We start from the raw sequence: 22,225 nt of genomic DNA, 5'->3' as shown, positions 1-22,225 counted from the left end.
TCGTGGAAGCCCGCCGAGTCGGCAGCTCTGCCTTGGATCTTCTCCACTCGCTCCCGAAGGTGGCTTCGCCATGTTCGAATCGCCTGACAATCCCCCCGAGTTCGTGTCCAGCTGCTGGCTGCTGCGCAGTCGGCGGTCGCCGGCGAAGGCCCGGCAGGCGCTCTTGCGGCTCCTCGACTCGACCCCCGCCGGTGAACTCTTCGCGGACTCCGGTCTGTTGGTGGTCTCCGAGCTCGTCACCAATGCCGTCGTGCATGGCACTCCGATCGGCAACCGGCTGTGGCTCTCCCTCTCCTTCATCCCCTCGCGACTGCGCATCGAGGTGCACGACGCGCGCCGTGACCGCGCGCCGCTCCTTCGCCCTGCGTCCGCCGATGACGAGTCCGGACGGGGCCTTCTCCTCGTCAAGCTCCTGTCCGAGCGCTGGGGTTGCTGCCCGCGCGTGCCCATCGGGAAGATCGTGTGGTCGGAGATCGGTTCCGCCGCCGCCTCCTCCGCCCCCGTGGAGCGTGTGGCGTGAACGAGGACCGCCTGGTCACCGCCGAGATCACCGGCGGTCTGATGCCGCCGACGATCTACGCCCTCCTCCCCAAGGCGCTCGACGCCCTCTGGCGTTCCCTCCAGTTCCAGCCCATGAGCCGTCCCCAGTGGCTGTGGTTCGAGCGCTACCTCACAGGCCCGTCCGCCGACCGCTTCGTCGCCGGCTACCTCGCCAGTGCGGGCCCGCTCGACCTCCCTGTCGTTCTCCCCGACTCCCTCCACCACCTGCGTCTCGGCTGGACGCCCCCCGGAGGCGAATGGTGAGCCGTCGCGCGACGGGCCGGCCCTGCCGCTTCTCCCGGCGTGGTGCGTGCTAGCTTTGAACGCGTTCAAATAAGTGGGCGCAAGGGGGAGCCGTGGCCGTGGTGCCGGGGAGTGCGAGGGTGCTGGCGGGGCTGGCGGCCGCGGTGTGCCTGCTCCCGCTGGCGCTCGTGCTGGTGGCGTTCGGCCTGGGCGGCTCGTTCTCGTTCCTGCACGTGATCGCGCTGGTCAGCGCTGCGGCCGCCGCCGTGCCGGTGTGCTACCGGGAGCGGGGCCCGTTCCGGACCGCCTGTGCGGCGGCGGGCGCGGTGGTGGCGATCGCCTCGGTGCCGCTGCTGTTTGTGGGCATCTGGTTCGTGATCGGGTTCGGCGCGTGGCTCATGCTGGCGGCCTTCCTGTTCCTGCCGGTCGCCGCGATCCCCGCGCTGGTGGCCGCGTTCCAGCGCGCCCGCGGCCCCGAGTACGGCCAGACGGCGGCCGTCCTCGGGTGGACCGTGGGGGTGCTGTCGCTGCTGGGCTGGTCGCTGGTCGCGCTCTACGCGGTGATGGGGCGCTGAACTCCCGGACGGCCCGCCGCCGTCAGCTGGCGAACCGCTCGCGCAGCGCCGCCAGGCCGGTCGTGAACACCCCGTGGAGGCGGTCGGCGGAGTCCTTGCGGTGCTCGGCCTCGACGTCGTACGTGGCGCCCCACTCCACGAAGCTGGCGTCGAGCGCGGTGACCGGGGTGACCCGCAGCGTCGCCCGGTAGCCGTACAGCTCGAACGCCCCTTCGGGGAAGCTGTAGGTGTAGCTGCGGGCCTCCTCGTCGTAGGCGAGCAGCGTCTCGTGCAGCGCCGCGCCGTCGATCTCGAACACCCGGACCGACCCGATCGCGTTGCCCGTCAGCTCGTTGCCGAGGCTGCTGGCCGGCAGGCCCGGGTGCCAGCCGCCGAGGTTGTGGAAGTCCCCCAGCAGCTCCCACACCTGCTCGGCCGGAGCCTCCACGACCGTACTGACCTTCGTGCCTGCCATCGTCGTCGCCTTTCGCCGGCCTTCGTACGGACGGACACCATCTTCGGGCCGCCGTGCGGACGGACACCATCCTCGGGCCGCCGTACGGGCGACGCCAGGGGGCCTGGCGATTCGCGCGGGATGTTCACCTTCCCGGCGCGGCCGCTTCGAGGTCGTCGACGGTGCCGGACATGACGGTGCGCAGGTGGCGGGTGAGGTGGTCGGTCGGCCAGTCCCACCAGGCGAGGGCGAGCAGGCGGGCGATGTCCGCCTCGGCGTAGCGGGTGCGGATGAGCTTGGCCGGGTTGCCGCCGACGATCCCGTAGTCGGGGACGTCGTCGACGACGACGGCGCCGGAGGCGATGATCGCGCCGTGGCCGATGCGCACGCCGGGCATCACCATGGCGCCGTAGCCGATCCAGACGTCGTTGCCGACCACCGTGTCCCCGCGGCCGGCGAGGCCGGTGACCAGGTCGAAGTGCTCGGCCCAGCTTCCGCCCATGATGGGGAACGGGAAGGTCGAGGGGCCGTCCATGCGGTGGTTCGCCCCGTTCATGATGAACCGGACCCCCGTACCCAGCGCGCAGAACTTCCCGATGACCAGCCGCTCCGGGCCGTAGTGGTAGAGCACGTTGCGCGTCTCGAACGCGGTCGCGTCGTCCGGGTCGTCGTAGTAGGAGTAGTCGCCGACGTCGATCAGCGGGGACGTCACCAACGGCTTGAGGAGCACCACGCGCGGCTGCCCGGCCACCGGGTGGAGAGTCGAAGGGTCCGGCGGGACGGAACTCATGGCGGTGCCACTCCTGATCGTCAGGTGTGAAGAGCGGAAAGGACATTGATCATCCCACGGGCTAGGATCGCGGCCCATGGATGCGAGCACCCGAACCGACCTGATCGCCGTCCCGCCCGGCCGCGTCACGCTGTCGGACCGCCGTACGCAGCGGAGCTGGACCGTCGAGCTCGCCCCCTACGAGCTGGCGGCCTGTCCGGTCACCCGCGAGCAGTACGGCGCCGGGGCCGGCGACCGGCTCCCCGCCGACAGCGTCTCCTGGTACGACGCCGTCCGCTACTGCAACGAACTGTCCCGGCGGGACGGGCTGGCGCCGGCCTACCGGCTCGACGGCGAGTCCGCCACCTGGGACCGCGCCGCCGACGGCTACCGGCTGCCCACCGAGGCCGAGTGGGAGTACGCCTGCCGCGCCGGAACGGACGGCCCCCGCTACGGGCCGCTCGACGAGATCGCGTGGCACCGCGGCAACTCGGACGAGCGCCCGCACCCGGTGGGCGGCCTGCGCCCCAACGGCTTCGGCCTGTACGACCTGCTCGGCAACGTGTGGGAGTGGTGCTGGGACGTGTACGACGCCGAGGTGTACGGCGGCTACCGCGTGCTGCGCGGCGGCGGCTGGTTCGACGAGCACTGGAGCTGCCGCGCCTCCGTCCGCCGCCGCAGCCACCCCACCCTGCGGATCGACGACGTCGGCTTCCGGCTCGCCCGGTCGATCACCGCCTGAAGGCGCGCGCCGCGGGGAACCCGGGCCCGGTCACGGACCGTTGGGCCCTGCATGAACGACGCACCGGTGTCCCTCAGACCGATCGGCGAAGCCGACCTCGCCCCGCTCGAAGCACTGCTGAACGACCCCAGGGCGTCGGGCCCGTTCCAGTGGTTCGGGTGGCGCGACCCCGGGCGGACCCGGCGCCTCTGGGCGGAGAACGGCCTGCTGGCGCCCGAGCAGTCGATGCTCGCGGTGCTCGTGGGGGGCGAGTTCGCCGGGTTCGTCGCCTGGCGGCAGGTCGGCCGGCCGGACCTGGCGCCGTACTGGAACCTCGGCATCATGATCCGCCCGGAGGCGCGCGGCCGGGGCATCGGCACGCGGGCCCAACAACTGCTGGTGGACTACCTGTTCGCCCACACCGTGGTGATGCGGCTGGAGGCGGATACCGAGGACACCAACCTCGCCGAGCAGCGCGCGCTGGAGAAGTGCGGCTTCGTCCGTGAGGGCGTCCAGCGCAGCATGGGCTTCCGGGACGGCCAGTGGCGTGACGTGGTCCGCTACAGCCTGCTGCGCACCGACCCCCGGCCGCTTTCTGACCGGACCTAGGCGATCCCGAACCACTCCTCCGCGAGGGCGTCCAGCGTCCGCGCGGAGGGCTTCAACTCCCGCCGAGGTGGGTCGGGATGAGGGAAGCGCCCCGCGCCGGAGCGGTTCAGTGGGGCCCGCAGGCGTCGGTGGCGGCGGGGGAGAGGGGTTCCGGGCCGCCGGCCGGGTCGCGGGTGAGCAGGTAGCGGGCGCCGGGGCCGGTGTCGGCGGCGCGGTCGGCGGCGTTGTAGAGGGAGCAGCGGGAGAGGGAGAGGCAGCCGCAGCCGATGCAGCCGGTCAGCTTGGCCTTGAGGCGCTGGAGCTCGGCGATCTGCTCGTCGATGCGGCTCTGCCAGGATTCGGCGACCCGGTCCCACTCGGCGCCGCTGGGGGCGGGGCGCTCGGGGAGCCGGTCGAGGGCGACGCGGGCCTCGTCGAGGGAGAGTCCGACGCGCTGGGCGGCGCGGACGAAGGCGATCCGGCGCAGCGTGCCGCGGGGGTAGCGGCGCTGGCCGCCGGCGGTGCGGGTGGCGTGGATGAGGCCGAGGCTCTCGTAGTAGCGCAGGGCGGAGGCGGCGAGGCCGCTGCGGCGGCCGAGTTGGCCGATGGTGAGCAGGTCGTCGCGGTGCGGGCCGGGTGCTCGGCCGTGGTCCGGGGTCGCGGTCATGGGCACCCACTCTAGCCGCTTGACCTCAAGTCGACTTTAAGTTGCACCATCGTGGTCATGACGACGAACGCAACCGCGGACCTCGCGGAAACCACCCGTTTCGAGGACCTGTCGGCGCTGATGGGCCTGATGACCGGCGACGAGAAGCACGGCCCGGCCGCCACCTCCACCCTGGACGCGCTCTGGGTGCTGTACGACCGGGTCCTGCGGGTGAGCCCGGAGCGGGCCGGGGCGCAGGACCGGGACCGCTTCCTGCTCTCCAAGGGCCACGGCCCGATGGCGTACTACGCGGTGCTCGCGGCCAAGGGCTTCATCGACCCCGGGGTGCTGCCGAGCTTCGGCGGTTACGACTCTCCGCTCGGCCACCACCCGGACCGGATGCTCGTCCCCGGGGTGGAGATCGCCTCCGGCTCGCTCGGGCACGGCCTGCCGCTGGGCGTCGGCACGGCGCTCGGGCTGCGGGCGCAGGGCCTGACCGACCCGGCGGTGTGGGTGCTGGTCGGCGACGCCGAGTTCGACGAGGGCTCCAACCACGAGGCGGTGGCCTTCGCCGGTGCGTACGGGCTGGAGCGGCTGCACGTGGTGGTGATCGACAACTCCTCGGCCACGCACGGCTGGCACGGCGGCATCGCGGCCCGGTTCGCGGCCGAGGACTGGTCCACCGCGACGGTGGACGGCCGCGACCACGAGGCGCTGTACCGCGCCTACACCGCCGAGCACCCGGGCCGCCCGCACGTGGTGGTCGCCCGGGTCGAGCCCAAGGACTCCTGAGCCCGAGACCTCCTGAGCCCGAGGCCTCCTGGGCCCGCGAGCCCTCACGCAAGCGCCAAGCCAGCACGCACGCGCCAACCAGCACGAACCGAAAGGCACTTCACCGATGGACACCATGCGCGACCGCTTCATCGACGTCACCAGCCGCCTGCTGGACGAGGATCCCCGGCTGGCCGTGGTGCTCGCCGACATCACCGCGGCCGCCTTCGCCCCGGCCCAGCAGCGCCACCCGGACCGGGTGGTCAACGTCGGCATCCGCGAGCAACTGTTGATCGGCGCGGCCGGCGGCCTGGCGCTGACCGGGATGCGTCCGATCGCCCACACCTTCGCCAGCTTCCTGATCGAACGGCCTTTTGAGCAGGTCAAGTTGGACCTCGTCCACCAGGGCGTCGGCGCTGTCCTGGTGAGCGCGGCCGGCTCCTACGACTGGCCGGCCGGCGGCCGCACCCACATGTCCCCGGGCGACGTCGCCTTGCTGGACACCCTGCCGGACTGGACGGTCCATGTGCCGGGCCACCCGGATGAGGCCGAGCAGCTGCTGCGCCACGCCGTCGCGGACGGCGACCGCAACGTCTACGTCCGCCTCTCGGCGCACCAGAACGCGCAGGCCCTGCCGGTCGAGGCGGGCCGGTTCACCACTGTGCGGCAGGGCTCGCGCGGCGTGGTCCTCGCGGTCGGGCCGATGCTGGACGCGGTGCTCGCGGCCACCGAGGGCCTGGACGCCACCGTGCTGTACGCGGCGACGGTGCGCCCCTTCGACGCGGCCGGGCTGCGGGCGGCGGTGGGGGAGCGGGCGGACGTGGTGCTGGTGGAGCCGTACCTGGCGGGCACCTCGGCGAACGAGGCGCACGCCGCCCTGGCCGACCGCCCGCACCGGGTGCTGGGCCTGGGCGTGCCGCGCGAGGAGCACCGGCACTACGGCTCGATCGCGGAGCACCTGAGCGCCTACGGCTTGGACGCGGCCTCGCTGCGGGAGCGGATCGGCACCTTCCTCTGGTGACGCGCGTGGCGGGTCAGGCCGCGCCGACCGCCACCGCGACGATGGCCACCGCGTCCGCCCCCAGCCGTACCGCCGTCCCGTCCAGTACCGCCGTCCCGTCCAGTGCCGCCGCCCCGAAGGCCGCGACCAGTTCGCGCCCGGTCCCGTCCAGTGGCAGGGCGGCTTCGGTGGGGCCGAGGTTGACGGCGATCCGGTACGGGCCCCGGTGCACCACCAGCCAGCGCGCCGCCTCGTCGTAGGCCACCCGTACCGCGCCGAGGCCGGGGTCGGACAGCTCCGGCCGGTCGCGGCGCAGCCGGATCAACGTCCGGTGCCAGGTGAGGAGTTCGGCGTGCGGGGCGCGCCGGGGTTCGGTCCAGTCGAGGACGGAGCGCAGGACGGTGGCGGGCTCCTGCGGGTCGGGGACGGACTCGGCGGCCCAGCCGTGGTCGGTGAACTCCCGGCGCCTGCCCTGCCGGACGGCCTCGGCGAGCTGCGGGTCGGTGTGGTCGGTGAAGTACTGCCAGGGGGTGGCGGCGCCCCACTCCTCGCCCATGAACAGCATCGGGGTGAACGGCGAGGTGAGCACCAGCGCGGCGCCGCAGGCGAGCCGGCCGGTGGTGAGGCAGGTGGAGATGCGGTCCCCGAGGGCCCGGTTGCCGATCTGGTCGTGGGTCTGGAGGTAGCCGAGCAGTCGGTGTCCGCCGTCCGGCGGGAAGGGGCGGCCGTGGCCGCGGCCGCGGAAGCCGGACCAGGTGCCGTCGTGGAAGAAGCCGCGGGTGAGCGTCTTGGCGAGGGCGGCGAGCGGGTGGCGCGCGAAGTCGCCGTAGTAGCCCTGGGATTCGCCGGTGAGCGCGCAGTGCAGGGCGTGGTGGAAGTCGTCGCTCCACTGCGCGGTGAGGCCCTGGCCGCCGGCCGCGCGCGGGGCGGTGGTGTGCGGGGTGTTGAGGTCGGATTCGGCGATCAGGAACAGCGGGCGGTTGGTCGCGACGGCCAACTTATCGACCTCGTGGGACAGTTCCTCCAGGAAGTGGACGGCCCGGTCGTCCGCGAGGGCGTGCACGGCGTCCAGCCGCAGGCCGTCGATCCGGTAGTCGCGAAGCCAGCCGAGCGCGCTGCCGATCAGGTAGCGGCGCACCTCGTCGGATCCGGGGGCGTCCAGGTTGACCGCCGCCCCCCACGGCGTGTGGTGCCGGTCGGTGAAGTACGGGCCGTACGCGGGAAGGTGGTTGCCGGAGGGGCCGAGGTGGTTGTGGACGACGTCCAGCACCACGCCGAGGCCCTTGCGGTGGGCGGCGTCGACGAAGCGCTTCAGCCCTTCGGGCCCGCCGTACGGCTCGTGCACGGCCCACGGCGAGACCCCGTCGTAGCCCCAGCCGTGCCGGCCGGGGAACGGGCAGACCGGCATCAGTTCGACGAAATCGACGCCCAACTCGACGAGGTGGTCGAGGTGTTCGGCAGCGGCGTCGAAGGTGCCGCGGGGGGTGAAGGTGCCGATGTGCAGCTCGTACAGCACGGCGCCGGGCAGCGCGCGGCCGCGCCAGCCGGTCTGCGACCAGCGGAACGCGGCGTGGTCGACCGGGCGGCTGGGTCCGTCGGGCCCGTGCGGCTGCCAGGGGGAGCGCGGGTCGGGCAGCGGCGGCCCGCCGTCGAGGCGGAAGGCGTAGTCGCCGGCCGGGGCGCCGCCGGTCCACCAGCCCGGGCGCTGCGGGCACCGGGCCAGCGGATGGGCGGAGCCGTCGACCTCGACCTCGACCCGGTCGGTGGCCAGGGGCGCCCACACCTCGTAGATCCGCACGCTCAGCTCCTCCTCGTCAGCAGCGCCACCGGCCGGTCCGCCAGCAGCCGCGCGACGGGCACCGGGCCCGCCGGGTGGGTCCGCAGCGTCAGCTGGTCCGTCCAGGGCCCGCCCTCGGGCAGCTCCAGGACGGTGCCGCGCCAGCCGCCGGCGCGCTCCAGCCCGTACGGGAGCCGGGTGACGGCGGTGACCACGTCGGCGCCGCGGGCGAAGGCCAGCAGGTGGTCGGCGGCGGGGCCGGCGGCGCTCAGCGGCCGGTAGGGCCCGAGCGGGCGGTCGCGCCGCAGGTGCAGCGCCGCCCTGGTGAGGTGCAGCTTCTCGCGGGCGAGGTCGCCGGGGCGCGGTGCGGCCGCGTCGGTGAGCCGGACGGCGAGCGCGCCGAGGTCCACCACGCCCCGGTTGTCCGGGTCGACGAGGGTGTACAGCGGCTCCTCGCTGCCCTGGTAGAGGTCGGGCACGCCCGGGACGGTGAGGTGCAGCAGCGCGGCGGCGAGGGTGTTGGCGCGGGCGTACGGGGCGAGGGCGTGCACCAGGCCCTCGATCCGGGGCAGCAGTCCGGGGTTGGTGTGGACGGCGCGGGCACGCGCGGTGAGCGCCTGCTCGAAGCGCGCGTCGGGGGTGGTCCAGGAGGTGTGCAGCTTGGCCTCGCGGGCGGCCTTGAGGAGGGCGGCGACGAGCCGGTCGGGGTCGATCGGCCAGGCGGCGACGAGGGTGTGCCAGAGCAGCCAGTCGCCGTCGCGGGCACCGGGGTCGGGGCCGCTTTCGCCGTCGTGGCGGCCTTCGCGGTCGTGATCGCCGCGGGGGCCGGGCCCGGCGGCGGTGGACCAGGCGGCGGCCTCGGCGGCCCAGGCCTCGGGCTGCTCGGCTAGGACGGCGAGCCGGGCGCGGGCGTCGGCGCTGCGCTTGGTGTCGTGGGTGGACAGCACGGTCATGCTGTGCGGCCAGGCGCGCTCCAGGTAGCGGCACCAGTCGTGGAACCGGGCCGGGGGCAGCCCCGGCCGGCCGGGCTCGCCGCCGACCTCGTTGAGGCCGGGCAGCGCGTTCCACCGGTAGAAGGCGGTGTCCTCGACGCCCTTGGCGGCGACGGCGGCGGCGGTCTGCGCGAAGCGCTCGCAGAACTCGTCCTTCTGCGGCCCGCTCCCCAGCTCCCCGAGGGCCAGGGCGGCGACCAGCCGGTCCGTCGGGTCGGCCGAGCCGCCCAGCGCCGCGCGCAGCTGCTCGGCGGAGGCCGGCGGCACCGGCTCCCCGGGCCGGGCGTACGGCCGGTACGCCGGGTAGCCGGTGAACAGCCGCCGCAGCGCCGCGCGCAGCTGCCAGGGCGCGTGGTCGGAGTGCGCGGGCTCGGCGGCGCCGATCCGCAGCGCGATCCGCACCAGCCGGTCGACCTCGGCGGCCAGCTCGCCGTGCGGCGAGGTCATGTCGGCCCGCCCGCGCCGGGCGGCGGCGACCGCCGGGTGGGGGTCGGCGCAGGGTTGGCCGTCCGGCGCGGAGCCGGTCAGGAACGCCGCGTACGCCCCGGCCAGCCGGCAGGCGCCCGCGTGGTCGGTGAGCACGCCGTCGATGCGGCGCAGCGCGTCGTAGCCGGTCGTCCCGGCGACCGGCCAGTCCGCGGGCAGCCGCTCGTCGCCGGTGAGGATCTTCTCGACGACGGTGTACGCCCCGCCGGTGGCGCCGGCGAGGCGGCGCAGGTAGCCGCGCGGGTCGGCGAGCCCGTCGGGGTGGTCGATCCGGAAGCCGTCGACGACGCCGTCGGCGTGCAGCCGCAGCAGGGTGGCGTGGGTGGCGGCGAACACCTCGGGCTCCTCGACCCGGACGGCGATCAGCTCGTTGACGGTGAAGAAGCGCCGGTAGTTCAGTTCGGTGCGGGCCAGCCGCCACCAGGCGAGCCGGTACCACTGGCGGGCGAGCAGCTCGTCGAGCGGCAGTCCCGAGGTGCCGGGCCGCAGCGGCAGCTCGTGGTCGTGGTAGCGCAGCACCTCGCCGTCCACCACCAGCTGGTCGAGCACGGCGCCGAGCCGGTCGCCGAGCAGCGGCAGCAGCACCCGGCCGCGCGCGGGGGCGTCGACGGGGCCCGGCTGGGCCGCCCAGTCGATGTCGAACCAGCGCGCGTACGGCGAGTCGGGGCCGTCGCGCAGCACCTGCCACAGCGGCTGGTTGAGCCGCTCGGGGACGGGCACCGCCATGTGGTTGGGCACCACGTCGACGAGCAGCCGCAGGCCGTGCCGGTGGGCGGCGGCGGCCAGCGCGCGCAGGGCGGCCTCGCCGCCGAGCTGCTCGCTGACCCGGCCGTGGTCGACGGTGTCGTAGCCGTGGGTGGAGCCGGGGGCGGCCTCCAGCAGCGGGGACAGGTGCAGGTGGGAGACGCCGAGGGCGGCGAGGTAGGGAACGGCGGCGGCGGCGTCGTGGAGGGTGAAGCCGGGTTGCAGCTGGAGGCGGTAGCTGGCCGTGGGGGCCGTGGCGGTAGCGGTAGCGGTGGCGGATGAGGGGGAGGGGGCGGCCGGGCGGGGCGGTGCGGGCTCGGCGGCGGAGGTCATAGGTCCATGAGTACCCGGGGGAGCCCGCCGCCAAGACCCGCTGCTGGTCCGAACAGGTGAGCGCGGGGTGTCAGGCCGGCCGCTGGAGCACCATCAGCGAGCGGTCGGTGAGCCACAGCGCGTCCCCGGCCTTGACCCGCGCGCCCGCGCCCGGGGCGGGCAGCCGGGCCTGCGCGGTGTCGACCACGACCTGCCATTCCTGCCCGTGGTCGGCGGGCAGGGTGAACTCCAGCGGCTCGAAGTGCGCGTTGAACATCAGCAGGAAGGAGTCGTCGACGATCCGCCCGCCGCGCCGGTCCGGCTCGGAGATGGCGTAGCCGTTGAGGAAGACGGTCAGCGACTTGGCGTAGCTGGCGCCCCAGTTGCGCTTGGTCATCTCCTCCCCGCCGGGGGTGAACCAGGCGATGTCGGTGAGGTCGTCGTAGCCGCCCGAGTCGTAGCCGCCCGAGAGGTGACCGCCCGAGAGGTGACGGCCGGAGGCGTGACCGCCGGAGGGGCGGCCGCCGGCGGCGAGCGTCCCCGGCCCGGGGCGCCCGGGGACCGGCCGCCCGTGGAAGAAGCGCCGCCGCCGGAACACCGGGTGGTCGCGGCGCAGCCAGATCATCCCCTGGGTGAACTCCAGCAGCCGCGCCTCGGGCCCGTCGCCGTCCGGCCAGTGCACCCAGGTGAGTTCGTTGTCCTGGCAGTAGGCGTTGTTGTTGCCCTGCTGGGTGCGGCCGAGTTCGTCGCCGTGGGAGAGCATCGGCACGCCCTGGGAGAGCATCAGGGTGGCGATGAGGTTGCGCTGCTGGCGGGCTCTGAGCTCCTCGACGGCCGGGTCGGTGCAGGGGCCCTCGACGCCGCAGTTCCAGGAGCGGTTGAAGGACTCGCCGTCGCGGTTGTCCTCGCCGTTGGCCTCGTTGTGCTTGTCGTTGTAGGAGACGAGGTCGCGCAGGGTGAAACCGTCGTGGCAGGTCACGAAGTTGATGGAGGCGATGGGGCGGCGGCCGTCGTCCTGGTAGAGGTCGGAGGAGCCGGTGAGCCGGGAGCCGAACTCGGCGAGGGCGGCGGTCTCGCCGCGCCACAGGTCGCGCACGGTGTCCCGGTACATGCCGTTCCACTCGGTCCACAGCGGCGGGAAGTTGCCGACCTGGTAGCCGCCCTCGCCGAGGTCCCAGGGTTCGGCGATCAGCTTGGCCTGGGAGACCACCGGGTCCTGCTGGACGAGGTCGAAGAAGGAGGAGAGCCGGTCGACCTCGTGGAACTGCCGGGCCAGGGTGGCGGCGAGGTCGAAGCGGAAGCCGTCGACGTGCATCTCGGTGACCCAGTAGCGCAGCGAGTCCATGATCAGCTGGAGCACGTGCGGGCTGCGCATCAGCAGGCTGTTGCCGGTGCCGGTGGTGTCCTCGTAGAAGCGCTGGTCCCGGGCGAGGCGGTAGTAGGAGACGTTGTCCAGCCCGCGCAGGGACAGCGTCGGCCCGAGGTGGTTGCCCTCGGCGGTGTGGTTGTAGACGACGTCCAGGATCACCTCGATCCCGGCCGCGTGCAGCGCCTTGACCATCGATTTGAACTCCTGCACCTGCTGGCCCCGGTCGCCGCTGGAGGCGTAGGAGGAGTGCGGGGCGAAGAAGCCGATGGTGTTGTAGCCCCAGTAGTTGGACAGGCCCAGGTCGCGCAGCCGGTGGTCGCGGACGAACTGGTGCACCGGCATCAGCTCGATCGCGGTGACGCCGAGCTTGGCCAGGTGCTCGATCACCGCCGGGTGGGCCAGGCCCGCGTAGGTGCCGCGGATCTCCTCGGGGATGCCCGGGTGCAGCCGGGTGAGGCCCTTGACGTGCGCCTCGTAGATGACGGTGCGGTGGTAGTCGGTGCGCGGCGGGTGGTCGGTGCCCCAGTCGAAGTACGGGTTGATCACGACCGAGTGCATGGTGTGCGGGGCGGAGTCGAGGTCGTTGCGGCGCTCGGGCGCGCCGAAGTGGTAGCCGTAGACGGCCTCGTCCCAGTCGATGTGCCCGCTCATCGCCTTGGCGTACGGGTCCAGCAGCAGTTTGGCGCTGTTGTGGCGCTGGCCGAGGCCGGGGTTGTACGGGCCGTGGACGCGGAAGCCGTAGCGTTGGCCGGGCTGGACGCCGGGGAGGTAGGCGTGCCGGACGAAGGCGTCCGTCTCGCGCAGTTCGACGGCCGTCTCCGAGCCGTCCTCGTCGATCAGGCACAGCTCGATCCGGTCGGCACTCTCGGAGAACACCGCGAAGTTGGTGCCGGCCCCGTCGTAGGTGGCGCCGAGGGGGTAGGGCTTACCGGGCCAGACCTGCATGAGTCCTCAACTTCCTTGCACTCAACGGAAACTGACGTGTAGTCCGATAACGTGCCCGGACCCGGACGCTCTCTTCCCGGCCGGGCGGCCGGGCATGTGCGGCGCTCGCGCGCCGTGACGCACGGCACAGTGCGCATACTCCCCGAGCCTTCCCCCGGCGGCCGGGACATGTGCGGCCGGTTCGCCCGAACGGGTGTCCAGCCGGCATTCCTGTGATAAGCGGGGCCGGGCTCGCGGCGGGCGGGGCTTGCGCCGAGCGGGGCCTATGGCGGGCGGGGCTTGCGATGGGCGCGGGTCTGTGAAGGGTGGGCCTGGTGGTGGTGCCGGGCCCCGGGGGCCATCCGGCTGCGCACCGCTCGCGGCGGGCAGTACCCTTGATCGTCCGGCCGCCCCCGGGCCGGTGGCGCTCCATCAGCCGCGCAGGGGCGGAGCGTAGAACAGCAGACCAGGTGAGGTGGCGCATGGTGTTCCCCGCCGGCGGCCGCGGCCCGGGGCCCGACGGCCCCGACCGGGGCGGCGCCCGCAGCGAGGCGCCCACGGTCGTCATGCGCCCCACCCTGTCCGGCCGCCCCCTGGTGCCCGCCCAGGGCGGCCCGGTCGAGATCCCCGCCCTCGCCTGGTCCGCCGCCGAATGGGAGGACGCCTACCAGCGGGTCCGGCTGTCCGGCCGCGCCTACGTCTGGCTCAACCTCGTCGAGCAGCGGCTGCGCTCCCTCGTCGACGAGGTGCTGCACCCCATCTACGCCCCCGCCCACGGCGAGGACTGGGTCACCGCCGCCGCCGGCCCCGCCGGCGAGGAGTGGGCGCACCGGGCCGGAGCCGTCCGCGAGGTCAGCCGCCGCAAGGGCTACCTGCTCGACCCGGCCGACGACGACCCGCTGGTCTTCCTCACCCTGCCCCAGCTGCGCGAGCTGATGGTCCAGCACTGGCCCTGCTTCGAGCCCTACCTGTCCGACCGGCGCGAGATCGAACTCGCCCTGGACGAACTGGAAGTGGCCCGGCACGTGGTCTCCCGCAACCGGGTGCTCACCCAGACCGTCCTCGCCCAGACCGAACGCGCCGCCGCCCGCCTGCTCGCCGTCCTGGACGGCGGCGCCGGCGGCGTGCCCGCCGACGTCGTCGAGTCGCTGGTGGCCGGCCGGTACGCGGACGTCGTCGCCGTGCACGCCGACCGCGTCCGTCTCCAGCGCGACCTGCCCGTCGAGGACCTGCTGGACGGCGCCCGGCGCCTGGACGCGCTCGGCATCGGCCTCGGCATGCTCTGCCAGAACTACACCGGCAAGCGGCTGGTGCGCCTGGCCGGCGACGGCTGCCGGGTCCGCCTGCTCTTCCTCAACCCGGCGAGCAGCGCCGTCCGCCGCCGCGAACGCGAACTCGGCCTCGGGCGCGGTGAGTTGTCGCGCTCCATCGAGATGAACATCATGCATGTGCGCCGGGTGCGGGCCCGGCTGCGCGACCAGGGCGGCTTCGAGATCCGGGTCTTCGACGAGACCCCGCGCTTCACCGCCTACCTCGTCGAGGGCCCCCGCCCGACCGGCCAGGTCGGCGGCCGCCGCCAGAGCCGCGACCTCGGCGTCATCCAGCCCTACCTGCGCCGCGCCCGGGGCATGGAGTCCCCGGCCCTGGTATTGCGCGGCGGCGCCGGCCAGCAGCCCGGCGGCAGCGAGCAGGGCCTGCTGGAGGTCTACCGCGAGGAGTTCGAGGGCGCCTGGGGCGACTCCCGGCCGGTGTCCTGAACCCGCACCCCCCGTTCCTGACGGATCGTCAATTGCCCCTCTCCACCCCCGGGTGGAGGCCCGGAAATCCATCCGTGCGGCGGCGACACCCCCGGGCCGGGCCGCGCAAGCTGGAGACGGGGTCGCGGCCGCACGAGCGGCGCGACGACGTCGATGGGAGTGCGCCGTGGTGTACGGAACGAAGCGCGGGACAGGACGGGGGGCAGCGCGCGGAAGGCTGGGCGAAGGGCCCGGGGCGGGGCTGCGCGGAAGACGGCCGGGGGAAAGCGGCGGAACCGCCCACTGGCGCTGGCCGCTCGCACTGGCCGGTGTGGCGGCGGCCCTGCTGGGCCTGCTGCCGGCCGTCCCCGCCGAGGCCCGGGAGACGGGCGGCTGCCGTACGGCGACCTCCGTCGGCCGCCTGCAAGGGGTGTCCCAGGACGGCCGGTGCGCCTACCTGGGCGTCCCGTACGCGGCGCCGCCCACCGGCGAGCGCCGGTTCCGCCCGCCGCAGCCGGCCGCACCCTGGCCCGCAACGCTGCGCGCCACCCGGGCCCGCCCCGGCTGCCCGCAGGACCTGAGCGCGGGCGGCGGCGGCACCGAGGACTGCCTGTACCTCAACGTGTGGTCGGCGCACCACGGCGGCGCCCGCAAACCCGTCATGGTCTTCCTGCACGGCGGCGCGGACGAACTCGGCGCCGCCGGCCAGCCCGTCTTCGACGGCGGCCTGCTGGCCGAGCGCGGCGACGCCGTCGTGGTGAACCTGGACTACCGGCTCGGCATCCTGGGCTGGACGGAACTCGGCGCGCTCGACCCGTCCTACGCCGGCTCGGGCAACAACGGGCTGCGCGACGAGAGCGCCGCGCTGGCCTGGGTGCGCCGGCACGCCGGCGCCTTCGGCGGCGACCCGGGCAACGTCACCGTCTTCGGCCAGTCGGCCGGCGCGATCTCGATCAGCGCCCTGCTGGCCGGCGACCACCCCGAGCAGCTCTTCCAGCGCGCCATCGTCGAGAGCGGGCCCGGCTACCTGGTGCACACCGCGGCCGCCGCGCAGGCCACCGCCGGAAAGGTCTTCGCCACCGGCGGCATCCACACCGTCGCGGACCTCGACCGGCTGAGCACCCAACAGGTCCTCGAACTCCAGGAACAGGTCCAGCACGGGCTCTCCGGACTGTCCTCCGCGGTCTTCTTCGGCCCCTCCATCGACGGGGCGCTGGTGCCCGGCCCGGTCGTCGAACGGATCGCCGCCGGCAGCGCCCGCGACGTCGACGTGATGACCGGCACCACCGAGAACGAGACCGACTACTGGGCGCTGTTCGACCCCACGCTGCCGGACCTCCCGCTGAGCGCCTACCGCAACCTGCCCCCGGTGCTCGCCGACCGCAAACAGCAGATGTACGACCGGTACGCCGCCGACCGCCCCGGGGCCACCGAGGGCCGGGTGGTGAACGCGATGCTCACCGACCAGACCGAGCGGATCCCCACCCTGCGCCTGGCCGAGGCCCAGTCCCGCTGGCGGCCCACCTACGTCTACCAGTTCGACTGGCACGTGCCCTACGTCCCCGGCCTGCCCGCCGCCCAGAACCTGGGCGCCATGCACACCCTGGAACTGCCCTTCGTCTTCGGCGGACTGGACCTCGGCGCGATCCCGCGCGGCGCGCAGACCGTCGCCGCCCAGCGGCCCGAACTCACCCGGCTGTCCGAGCGGATGGCCGACGCCTGGGCCTCCTTCGCCCGCCAGGGCGACCCGGGCTGGCCGTCCTACACCGCCGACGCGCGGGCCACCCGGATCTGGGACCTGAACCCCAGCGTCCAGTACGCCCCGCACGACGACGAACGCGCCCTCTGGGACGACTACACCTTCCCCGCCCTGGACCTCGGCACCCGCTGAGGCCTTCCCGCCTTCCCGCCTTCCCGCCGGCCCGTCGGAGCAGGGGGCCGGGCCACCGCCCGGCCCCCTCGGCACGCCCCGCCCCGGTGTCCGGCCCCCGAAACCCGCTGGCCAGGCCGGTGCGGCCGCTGCCACACTGCGGGCCGTGAACAGCCTCGCCGCCTGGACCCTGCGCCCCGCCACCGCCGCCGACGTCGAACCCGTCGCCGAACTCAAGGCCGTCGTGCTGCGCGCCGACCTCGAACGCCTCGGCCGCTACGACGACGACCGGGTCCGCCGGCGCCTGCGGGCGGGCTTCTCCAGCCGCCACAGCTCCGTCATCCTCGTCGACGGCGCCTTCGCCGGCTCTGTGACCGTCCGCCCCGCCGAGCAGGGCGGCCGCTGGATCGAGCACTTCTACCTCGCCCCCGCCCACCAGGGCCGCGGCCTCGGCAGCGCCGTCCTGCGCCACCTCCTCGCCCAGGCCGACGCCGCCGGCGAGCCCGTGCGCCTCGACGTCCTCCAGGGCAGCCCCGCCCGCCGCCTCTACGAGCGCCACGGCTTCGTCCTCGACCACGAGGACCCGATCGACGTCTACCTGGTCCGCGAGCCCGCCGCCTGAACCGGGCCCGCCCCAGCGGTCAGGGCTGGTCGGAGCAGGGGCGGCCGTGGTAGTCATAGCCCCCGTGATGATCATGGGGGATGACGGGGCCGTACTGCGCCTCGAACAACTGCACCGCACCTACGGGACCGGGCCGGAGGCCGTCCACGCGCTCAGGGGAGTGGACGTCGACTTCGCCCGCGGCACCTTCACCGCCGTCATGGGCCCCTCCGGCTCCGGCAAGAGCACCCTGCTCCAGTGCGCCGCCGGGCTCGACCGGCCCGACGGCGGCCGGGTCGTCCTCGACGGGGCCGACCTCGCCGCACTCACTGAGAGCAGGCTGACCGTCCTGCGGCGCGAGAAGCTCGGCTTCGTCTTCCAGGCCTTCAACCTGGTCGGCTCGCTGACCGCCGAACAGAACGTCGGCCTGCCGCTGCGCCTGGCCGGGCGCCGCCCCGACCGCGCCGACGTCCACCGCGCCCTCGCCCAGGTCGGCCTCGGCGAACGCACCGGACACCTGCCCTCCCAGCTCTCCGGCGGCCAGCAGCAGCGCGTCGCCATCGCCCGCGCCCTGATCACCCGCCCGCAGGTGCTCTTCGCCGACGAGCCCACCGGCGCCCTCGACAGCGCCAGCAGCCGCGACGTCCTCGCCCTGCTGCGCGAACTCGTCGACCGCGACGGCCAGAGCACCGTCATGGTCACCCACGACCCGGTCGCCGCCTCCTACGCCGACCGCGTGCTCTTCCTCGCCGACGGCCGCCTCGTCGCCGACCTCGACCACCCCACCGCCCCGCAGATCGCCGAGCGGATGACCGCCTTGGAGACGGCGGCATGAGATCCCTCGTTACTTTGCTGCCCGTCGCCGCCGCCGCACTGCGCCGCCGCAAGGCCGCCTTCGCCGGCTCCTACCTCGCCCTGACCCTCGGCGTCACCCTGGTCGCCACCACCGGCACGCTGCTCGACAACACCGCCGGCGACGACTCCCCGCTCGGCGCGCCCTCCCTCCACAAGGTGCTCCTGTTCAGCGCCGCGATGGCCGCCTTCGTCGCCGTCTTCGTCGTCGCCGGCACCTTCGCCTTCGCCGTCGCCCAGCGCCGTCAGGAGATCGCGATGCTGCGCGCCGTCGGCGCCACCCCCCGTCAGGTCGTCGGGCTGATCACCGGCGAGGCCGCCGTCGTCGCGCTCGCCGCCGCCGTCACCGGCTGCCTGCTCGCCCTGCCCGGCGCGCCCGCCCTCGCCGCCTGGCTGGTCGCCCGCGGCGCCGCCCCGGACGGCTTCGCGGCGCACCCGGCCCCCGCCCCGCTGCTCACCGCCGCCGCCGTCGGCCTGCTCGTCGCCCTGCTCGGCGCCGTCACCGCCGCCCTGCGCGCCGGCCGGGTCCGGGCCGTCGAGGCACTCGGCGACGCCGCCGTCGACCGTACGGTCATGACGCCCGTGCGCTGGGCCTGCGCCCTCGCCGGACTGCTCGCCCTGGCCGGCACCGTCGGCTACTACCTGGCCGCCCCGACCATGCCCGCCGCCCCCGGCGACCAGCCGGCCGACCCGCAGCTCGCCTCCCAGTGGGTCCTCGGCGCCGACCTGCTGACGATCACCGCCCTCGCCCTGTTCGCCCCGCTGATCGTCCCGCCCCTGGTCCGGGCGCTCAGCGCGCCACTGGCCCGCGCCGTCGGCGCCGCACCCCTGCTCGCCCGGCAGAACGCGCTCACCGCCGTCCGCCGCACCGTCTCCACCGCCACCCCCGCCTTCCTCACCATCGCCCTCACCGGCACCGTCATCGGCTCCACCGCCGCCTTCGCCGACGCCATGACCGCCCAGAACCGGGCCACCACCGCCGCCCGGTACGTGCTGCGCCCCGGCGCCACCACGCTGCCCGACGACGCCGCACACCGGCTCACCGCCGACCGGCCCGGCCTGCGCGCCACCGCCACCACCCCCACCGTGGTCACCGGCCTCGGCGCCGCCCCCGCCGACTTCGCCGACCCCGGCGAGGACTCACCCGCCTCCGCCCCCTCCGCCGCCACCGTCGTCGACGGCGACCTCGCCACCGCCTGGACCCTGCCCGTCGTCCAGGGCGCCGCCGCCGACCTGCACGGCGCCACCCTCGCCGCCTCCACCGACCAGGCCCGCGGCCACGGCTGGACCCTCGGCGACCAGGTCCACCTGCGCCTCGCCGACGGAACCGTCACCACCCTGCGCCTCGCCCTCGTCTACCGCACCCAGCTGGGCCTCGACGAGATCCTGCTCAGCGGCGACGCCACCAGCGCCCACCTGGCCGGCGCCCACCCCGGCGCCGTCCACCTCTCCGCCGAACCCCCGGCCGCCGACCGGCTCGGCGGCGAACTCACCGACGCCCGCGCCCCCGGCCCCGACCCCGGCGCCCACTACGCGTGGATCGCCACCACCACGATCCTCGGCCCCGCCCTGCTGTACGCGCTCATCGCGATCGCCAACACCATGGTGATGTCCGCCGCCGACCGCCGACGCGACTTCACCGTCCTGCGGCTGGCCGGCACCCTGCGCCGTCAGGTGCTGCACATGGTCGCCCTGGAAGCCGTCCTGGTCGTCGCCACCGCCGCCGTCCTGGCCCTCGCCGTCACCGCCCTCACCCAGTACGGCACCACCGCCCTGCTCAACCACCGCATCCTGGCCGGCCAGGCCGCCATCGACCCGCACCTGCCCTGGCTCCCGCTCGGCGCCGCCGCGGCCGTCTGCCTCGCCCTGGCCGTCGCCGCCAGCGTGCTGCCCAGCCGGATCGCCCTCGCCCGCGCCCGGTGACGTTCGGCCGGTGACCTTCGCCCGGTGACGGTCTCCTGGTGACGTTCGCTCAGCGGCGCTCACCCGGGTGCCCCTCGCCCGGGTGAGGGGAGTAGGCCGGACGGATGGTGACCGGCGGTCGGGCGCGGCGCTCACCCGAGCACCGGGCCCGACCGCTTGTTAGCGTCCCGTCCATGATCGACAGCCCGCACTCCACCGGCTCCGAACACCCCCGCGCCACCCGCCGCGGCCTCCTGCGCACCGCCCTCGGCGCCACCACCGCCGGAGCCCTCACCCTCACCGGCGCCCGCCCCGCCCAGGCCGCGCCCCGCCCCGCCACCCGGCGCATCGACTTCCACGGCCGCCACCAGGCCGGCATCACCAACCCGCCCCCCGGCTACGGCACCTTCCTCGCCCTCGACGTCAAGGCCCGTGACCGCAAGGCCCTCGAAACCCTCCTGCGCACCCTCACCGACCGCATCCGCTTCCTCACCACCGGCGGCACCCCGCCCGACCTCGGCCCCGCCACCGCCCCCTCCGACAGCGGCACCCTCGGCCCCGACCTGCCCACCGACGACCTCACCGTCACCGTCGCCGTCGGCGCCTCCCTCTTCGACACCCGCTACGGCCTCACCCGCCACCGCCCCCGCCGGCTCACCGCCATGCGCCCCTTCCCCGTCGACGCGCTGCGCCCCGCCGAATGCCACGGCGACCTCTCGCTCCAGATCTGCGCCGAGAACCGCGACACCGTCCAGCACACCATCCGCGACCTGCTGCGCAGCACCCACGGCCTGATCCGCCCGCGCTGGCAGCTCGACGGCTTCCAGAACCGCTCCCGCCCCACCGGCGCCGCCCGCAACCTGCTCGGCTTCAAGGACGGCATCGAGAACCCCGACACCGCGAACGCCCGCGAACTGGACGCCCTCGTCTGGGTCGGCGAGGGCGGCGACGAACCGCGCTGGGCCGCCGGCGGCAGCTACCAGGTCATCCGCGCCATCCGCACCCTCGTCGCCGGCTGGGACGAGGTGCCGCTCCAGCAGCAGGAACGCCTGATCGGCCGGCGCAAGAACGATGGCGCCCCGCTCGGCGCCGCCGGCGAGACCGACACCCCCGACTACCGCAACGACCCCGACGGCGCCGTCATCCCCCTCGACTCCCACATCCGCCTCGCCAACCCCCGCACCGACGGCACCCGCGACAGCCGCATCCTGCGCCGCGCCTTCAACTACGACCGCGGCCTCGACCCCGACGGCGAACCCGACCTCGGCCTCGCCTTCTGCTGCTACCAGCAGGACGTGGCCCGCCAGTTCGAAGCCGTCCAGACCCGCCTCAACGCCGAACCCCTCGCCCGCCACCTCCGCCCCACCGGCGGCGGCTACTTCTACGTCCTCCCCGGCGCCCACGACACCACCGACTGGCTCGGCCGCACCCTCCTCACCACCACCTGAACGCCCCGGTCCGCGCGCCCGTCGCCCCAACCGGGGCGCGGGCGCCCGCCGTTGGGGCGACCTGCCGAAACCGAGGAGGGCCGTCCGCCGTCGTCCGCCGCCGCACCGGCCCGCACCCCGACCGCCCCAGCGGCCGGGTTGTCGGTGGGGCGGGTGATGATGGGGGCTGTTTCGAGAGGCAGGACGGAAGGACACCCCCTTATGAGCTGGTGGCAGCAGCCACTGGTCGGCTTCGACCTGGAGACCACGGGCACCGACCCGGCCGTGGACCGCATCGTCACGGCCGCGCTCGTGGACACCGTCGGGGCCCGCCGGGTGGGGGCCGTGCACTGGCTGCTCGACCCCGGGGTCCCGATCCCGGCCGAGGCGGAGGCGATCCACGGCATCGGCGACGACCTGGCCCGCGGCAAGGGCCGGCCGGCCAAGGAGGCGGTGGAGGAGATAGCCGGCGCGCTCTGCGAGCGGCTCGCCGCAGGGCGCCCGGTGGTCGCGTTCAACGCGCCGTTCGACCTGTCGCTGCTCGACGCCGAGCTGCGCCGGTACGGGCTGGTGCCGCTCGCCGAGCGCCTCGGCGCCCCGGTCGGGCCGGTGCTGGACGCGCTGGTCGTTGACCGGGCGGTGGACAAGTACCGCAAGGGCTCGCGCACCCTGCAGCGGGTCTGCGAGGTGTACGGCGTCGAGCTGACGGACGCGCACGAGGCGGGCAGCGACGCGCTGGCGGCCGTCCGGGTCGCCGTCGCCCTCGCCGAGCGCTACCGGGCCGAGGTCGGCGACGTCGCGCCGGCCGAGCTGCACGGGCGCCAGATCGGCTGGTACCGGGAGTGGGCGGAGGGTTTGCAGGCGTGGCTGCGCCGCGGCAAGGACCCGCAGGCCGTGGTCGACCCGCGGTGGCCGATGAGGTAGCCGCCCCCGGTGTGGCCGGTGAG

The 22,225-nt window shown here is 74.7% G+C and carries 20 protein-coding genes; 14 read left to right on the top strand and 6 right to left on the bottom strand.

All coding sequences use genetic code 11. The features are described from left to right. Positions 1-70 precede the first annotated feature (70 nt). The 3 genes from A6F73_RS07900 to A6F73_RS07890 all read left to right on the top strand — a co-directional run bounded on the left by A6F73_RS07900 (position 71) and on the right by A6F73_RS07890 (position 1,358). The gene (locus A6F73_RS07900; protein WP_063347122.1) at positions 71-520 is read left to right on the top strand and encodes an ATP-binding protein; all 450 of its coding nucleotides are present in this window, start codon (positions 71-73) and stop codon (positions 518-520) included. Continuing rightward, on the top strand, positions 517-804 hold the full coding sequence (locus tag A6F73_RS07895; protein WP_063347121.1) for a hypothetical protein: 288 nt from the start codon (positions 517-519) through the stop codon (positions 802-804). Before A6F73_RS07900 ends, A6F73_RS07895 begins: the two co-directional genes overlap by 4 nt. Positions 805-896: 92 nt before the next feature. Next, positions 897-1,358, top strand: a complete 462-nt coding sequence (locus tag A6F73_RS07890) for a hypothetical protein (protein WP_159398397.1) — start codon at positions 897-899, stop codon at positions 1,356-1,358. Between the two features lie 22 nt (positions 1,359-1,380). Here the strand turns inward: A6F73_RS07890 and A6F73_RS07885 are convergent, their stop codons facing one another. Both A6F73_RS07885 and A6F73_RS07880 read right to left on the bottom strand, forming a co-directional pair. Beyond that, positions 1,381-1,812 (bottom strand): SRPBCC family protein, encoded by a 432-nt coding sequence (locus A6F73_RS07885; RefSeq protein WP_063347119.1) that lies wholly within the window; start codon positions 1,810-1,812, stop codon positions 1,381-1,383. Between the two features lie 124 nt (positions 1,813-1,936). Next, positions 1,937-2,581, bottom strand: a complete 645-nt coding sequence (locus tag A6F73_RS07880; RefSeq protein WP_063347118.1) for a CatB-related O-acetyltransferase — start codon at positions 2,579-2,581, stop codon at positions 1,937-1,939. A 76-nt stretch (positions 2,582-2,657) separates the two neighbouring features. Here A6F73_RS07880 and A6F73_RS07875 point away from each other — a divergent pair, with 76 nt between their 5' ends. Together A6F73_RS07875 and A6F73_RS07870 are read left to right on the top strand one after the other, a co-directional pair. After that, positions 2,658-3,302: an SUMF1/EgtB/PvdO family nonheme iron enzyme gene (locus tag A6F73_RS07875; protein ID WP_063347117.1), complete on the top strand. Its 645-nt coding sequence runs from the start codon at positions 2,658-2,660 to the stop codon at positions 3,300-3,302. A 51-nt stretch (positions 3,303-3,353) separates the two neighbouring features. Continuing rightward, positions 3,354-3,890 carry a GNAT family protein gene (locus tag A6F73_RS07870; RefSeq protein WP_063347116.1) on the top strand — a complete coding sequence of 179 codons (537 nt, stop codon included), beginning with the start codon at positions 3,354-3,356 and terminating at the stop codon, positions 3,888-3,890. Between the two features lie 106 nt (positions 3,891-3,996). On the opposite strand, the gene soxR is transcribed toward A6F73_RS07870, so the two are convergent. Further along, positions 3,997-4,536 carry a redox-sensitive transcriptional activator SoxR gene (gene soxR / locus A6F73_RS07865; RefSeq protein WP_063347115.1) on the bottom strand — a complete coding sequence of 180 codons (540 nt, stop codon included), beginning with the start codon at positions 4,534-4,536 and terminating at the stop codon, positions 3,997-3,999. A gap of 57 nt (positions 4,537-4,593) precedes the next feature. On the opposite strand from soxR, the gene A6F73_RS07860 reads away from it, so the two are divergent. Beyond that, positions 4,594-5,307, top strand: a complete 714-nt coding sequence (locus A6F73_RS07860) for a transketolase (RefSeq protein WP_063347114.1) — start codon at positions 4,594-4,596, stop codon at positions 5,305-5,307. A gap of 106 nt (positions 5,308-5,413) precedes the next feature. After that, positions 5,414-6,307 carry a transketolase C-terminal domain-containing protein gene (locus A6F73_RS07855; RefSeq protein ID WP_063347113.1) on the top strand — a complete coding sequence of 298 codons (894 nt, stop codon included), beginning with the start codon at positions 5,414-5,416 and terminating at the stop codon, positions 6,305-6,307. A 13-nt stretch (positions 6,308-6,320) separates the two neighbouring features. Here A6F73_RS07855 and treZ read toward each other — a convergent pair whose 3' ends face one another. The 3 genes from treZ to glgX all read right to left on the bottom strand — a co-directional run bounded on the left by treZ (position 6,321) and on the right by glgX (position 12,911). Next, positions 6,321-8,078: a malto-oligosyltrehalose trehalohydrolase gene (gene treZ / locus A6F73_RS07850; RefSeq protein WP_063351028.1), complete on the bottom strand. Its 1,758-nt coding sequence runs from the start codon at positions 8,076-8,078 to the stop codon at positions 6,321-6,323. An 8-nt stretch (positions 8,079-8,086) separates the two neighbouring features. Continuing rightward, on the bottom strand, positions 8,087-10,618 hold the full coding sequence (gene treY / locus A6F73_RS07845; RefSeq protein ID WP_063347112.1) for a malto-oligosyltrehalose synthase: 2,532 nt from the start codon (positions 10,616-10,618) through the stop codon (positions 8,087-8,089). A 70-nt stretch (positions 10,619-10,688) separates the two neighbouring features. Then, positions 10,689-12,911, bottom strand: coding sequence for a glycogen debranching protein GlgX (gene glgX / locus A6F73_RS07840; protein ID WP_079135515.1), 2,223 nt, complete (start codon positions 12,909-12,911; stop codon positions 10,689-10,691). Between the two features lie 545 nt (positions 12,912-13,456). Between glgX and A6F73_RS07835 the strand changes: the two genes are divergently transcribed. From A6F73_RS07835 to A6F73_RS07805, 7 genes are all read left to right on the top strand, one after another. Further along, positions 13,457-14,647, top strand: coding sequence for an SAV2148 family HEPN domain-containing protein (locus A6F73_RS07835; protein ID WP_159398587.1), 1,191 nt, complete (start codon positions 13,457-13,459; stop codon positions 14,645-14,647). Positions 14,648-14,957: 310 nt separating this feature from the next. Next, positions 14,958-16,517: a carboxylesterase family protein gene (locus A6F73_RS07830; RefSeq protein WP_159398396.1), complete on the top strand. Its 1,560-nt coding sequence runs from the start codon at positions 14,958-14,960 to the stop codon at positions 16,515-16,517. Between the two features lie 145 nt (positions 16,518-16,662). Then, a complete protein-coding gene (locus A6F73_RS07825; protein ID WP_063347110.1) occupies positions 16,663-17,118 on the top strand; it encodes a GNAT family N-acetyltransferase in 456 nt (151 codons plus the stop codon). Between the two features lie 73 nt (positions 17,119-17,191). After that, entirely contained in the window at positions 17,192-17,932 is a 741-nt protein-coding gene (locus A6F73_RS07820) for an ABC transporter ATP-binding protein (RefSeq protein ID WP_063351026.1), read from the top strand. Beyond that, a complete protein-coding gene (locus tag A6F73_RS43925; protein WP_079135513.1) occupies positions 17,929-19,872 on the top strand; it encodes an ABC transporter permease in 1,944 nt (647 codons plus the stop codon). The genes A6F73_RS07820 and A6F73_RS43925 overlap by 4 nt, the downstream gene beginning before the upstream one ends. 173 nt (positions 19,873-20,045) lie before the next feature. Further along, positions 20,046-21,299 carry an iron uptake transporter deferrochelatase/peroxidase subunit gene (gene efeB, locus A6F73_RS07810; RefSeq protein WP_063347108.1) on the top strand — a complete coding sequence of 418 codons (1,254 nt, stop codon included), beginning with the start codon at positions 20,046-20,048 and terminating at the stop codon, positions 21,297-21,299. Between the two features lie 201 nt (positions 21,300-21,500). Beyond that, entirely contained in the window at positions 21,501-22,202 is a 702-nt protein-coding gene (locus tag A6F73_RS07805; RefSeq protein WP_063347107.1) for an exonuclease domain-containing protein, read from the top strand. Positions 22,203-22,225 lie beyond the last annotated feature (23 nt).

Origin of the sequence: Streptomyces sp. MJM8645 (genome assembly GCF_001625365.1) — a bacterium.
Classification (GTDB): Bacteria; Actinomycetota; Actinomycetes; order Streptomycetales; family Streptomycetaceae; genus Kitasatospora.
Note: the sequence above shows the minus strand (reverse complement) of the source record. Positions and strands in the feature narration are given on the sequence as shown.

Coding starts and splice junctions, on each gene's coding strand:
- A6F73_RS07900 (WP_063347122.1), top strand. CDS start 71: ATGTTCGAATCGCCTGACAATCCCCCCGAGTTCGTGTCCAGCTGCTGG.
- A6F73_RS07885 (WP_063347119.1), bottom strand. CDS start 1,812: ATGGCAGGCACGAAGGTCAGTACGGTCGTGGAGGCTCCGGCCGAGCAG.
- A6F73_RS07880 (WP_063347118.1), bottom strand. CDS start 2,581: ATGAGTTCCGTCCCGCCGGACCCTTCGACTCTCCACCCGGTGGCCGGG.
- A6F73_RS07875 (WP_063347117.1), top strand. CDS start 2,658: ATGGATGCGAGCACCCGAACCGACCTGATCGCCGTCCCGCCCGGCCGC.
- A6F73_RS07870 (WP_063347116.1), top strand. CDS start 3,354: ATGAACGACGCACCGGTGTCCCTCAGACCGATCGGCGAAGCCGACCTC.
- soxR (WP_063347115.1), bottom strand. CDS start 4,536: ATGACCGCGACCCCGGACCACGGCCGAGCACCCGGCCCGCACCGCGAC.
- A6F73_RS07860 (WP_063347114.1), top strand. CDS start 4,594: ATGACGACGAACGCAACCGCGGACCTCGCGGAAACCACCCGTTTCGAG.
- A6F73_RS07855 (WP_063347113.1), top strand. CDS start 5,414: ATGGACACCATGCGCGACCGCTTCATCGACGTCACCAGCCGCCTGCTG.
- treY (WP_063347112.1), bottom strand. CDS start 10,618: ATGACCTCCGCCGCCGAGCCCGCACCGCCCCGCCCGGCCGCCCCCTCC.
- glgX (WP_079135515.1), bottom strand. CDS start 12,911: ATGCAGGTCTGGCCCGGTAAGCCCTACCCCCTCGGCGCCACCTACGAC.
- A6F73_RS07835 (WP_159398587.1), top strand. CDS start 13,457: ATGCGCCCCACCCTGTCCGGCCGCCCCCTGGTGCCCGCCCAGGGCGGC.
- A6F73_RS07820 (WP_063351026.1), top strand. CDS start 17,192: ATGGGGGATGACGGGGCCGTACTGCGCCTCGAACAACTGCACCGCACC.
- A6F73_RS43925 (WP_079135513.1), top strand. CDS start 17,929: ATGAGATCCCTCGTTACTTTGCTGCCCGTCGCCGCCGCCGCACTGCGC.
- efeB (WP_063347108.1), top strand. CDS start 20,046: ATGATCGACAGCCCGCACTCCACCGGCTCCGAACACCCCCGCGCCACC.
- A6F73_RS07805 (WP_063347107.1), top strand. CDS start 21,501: ATGAGCTGGTGGCAGCAGCCACTGGTCGGCTTCGACCTGGAGACCACG.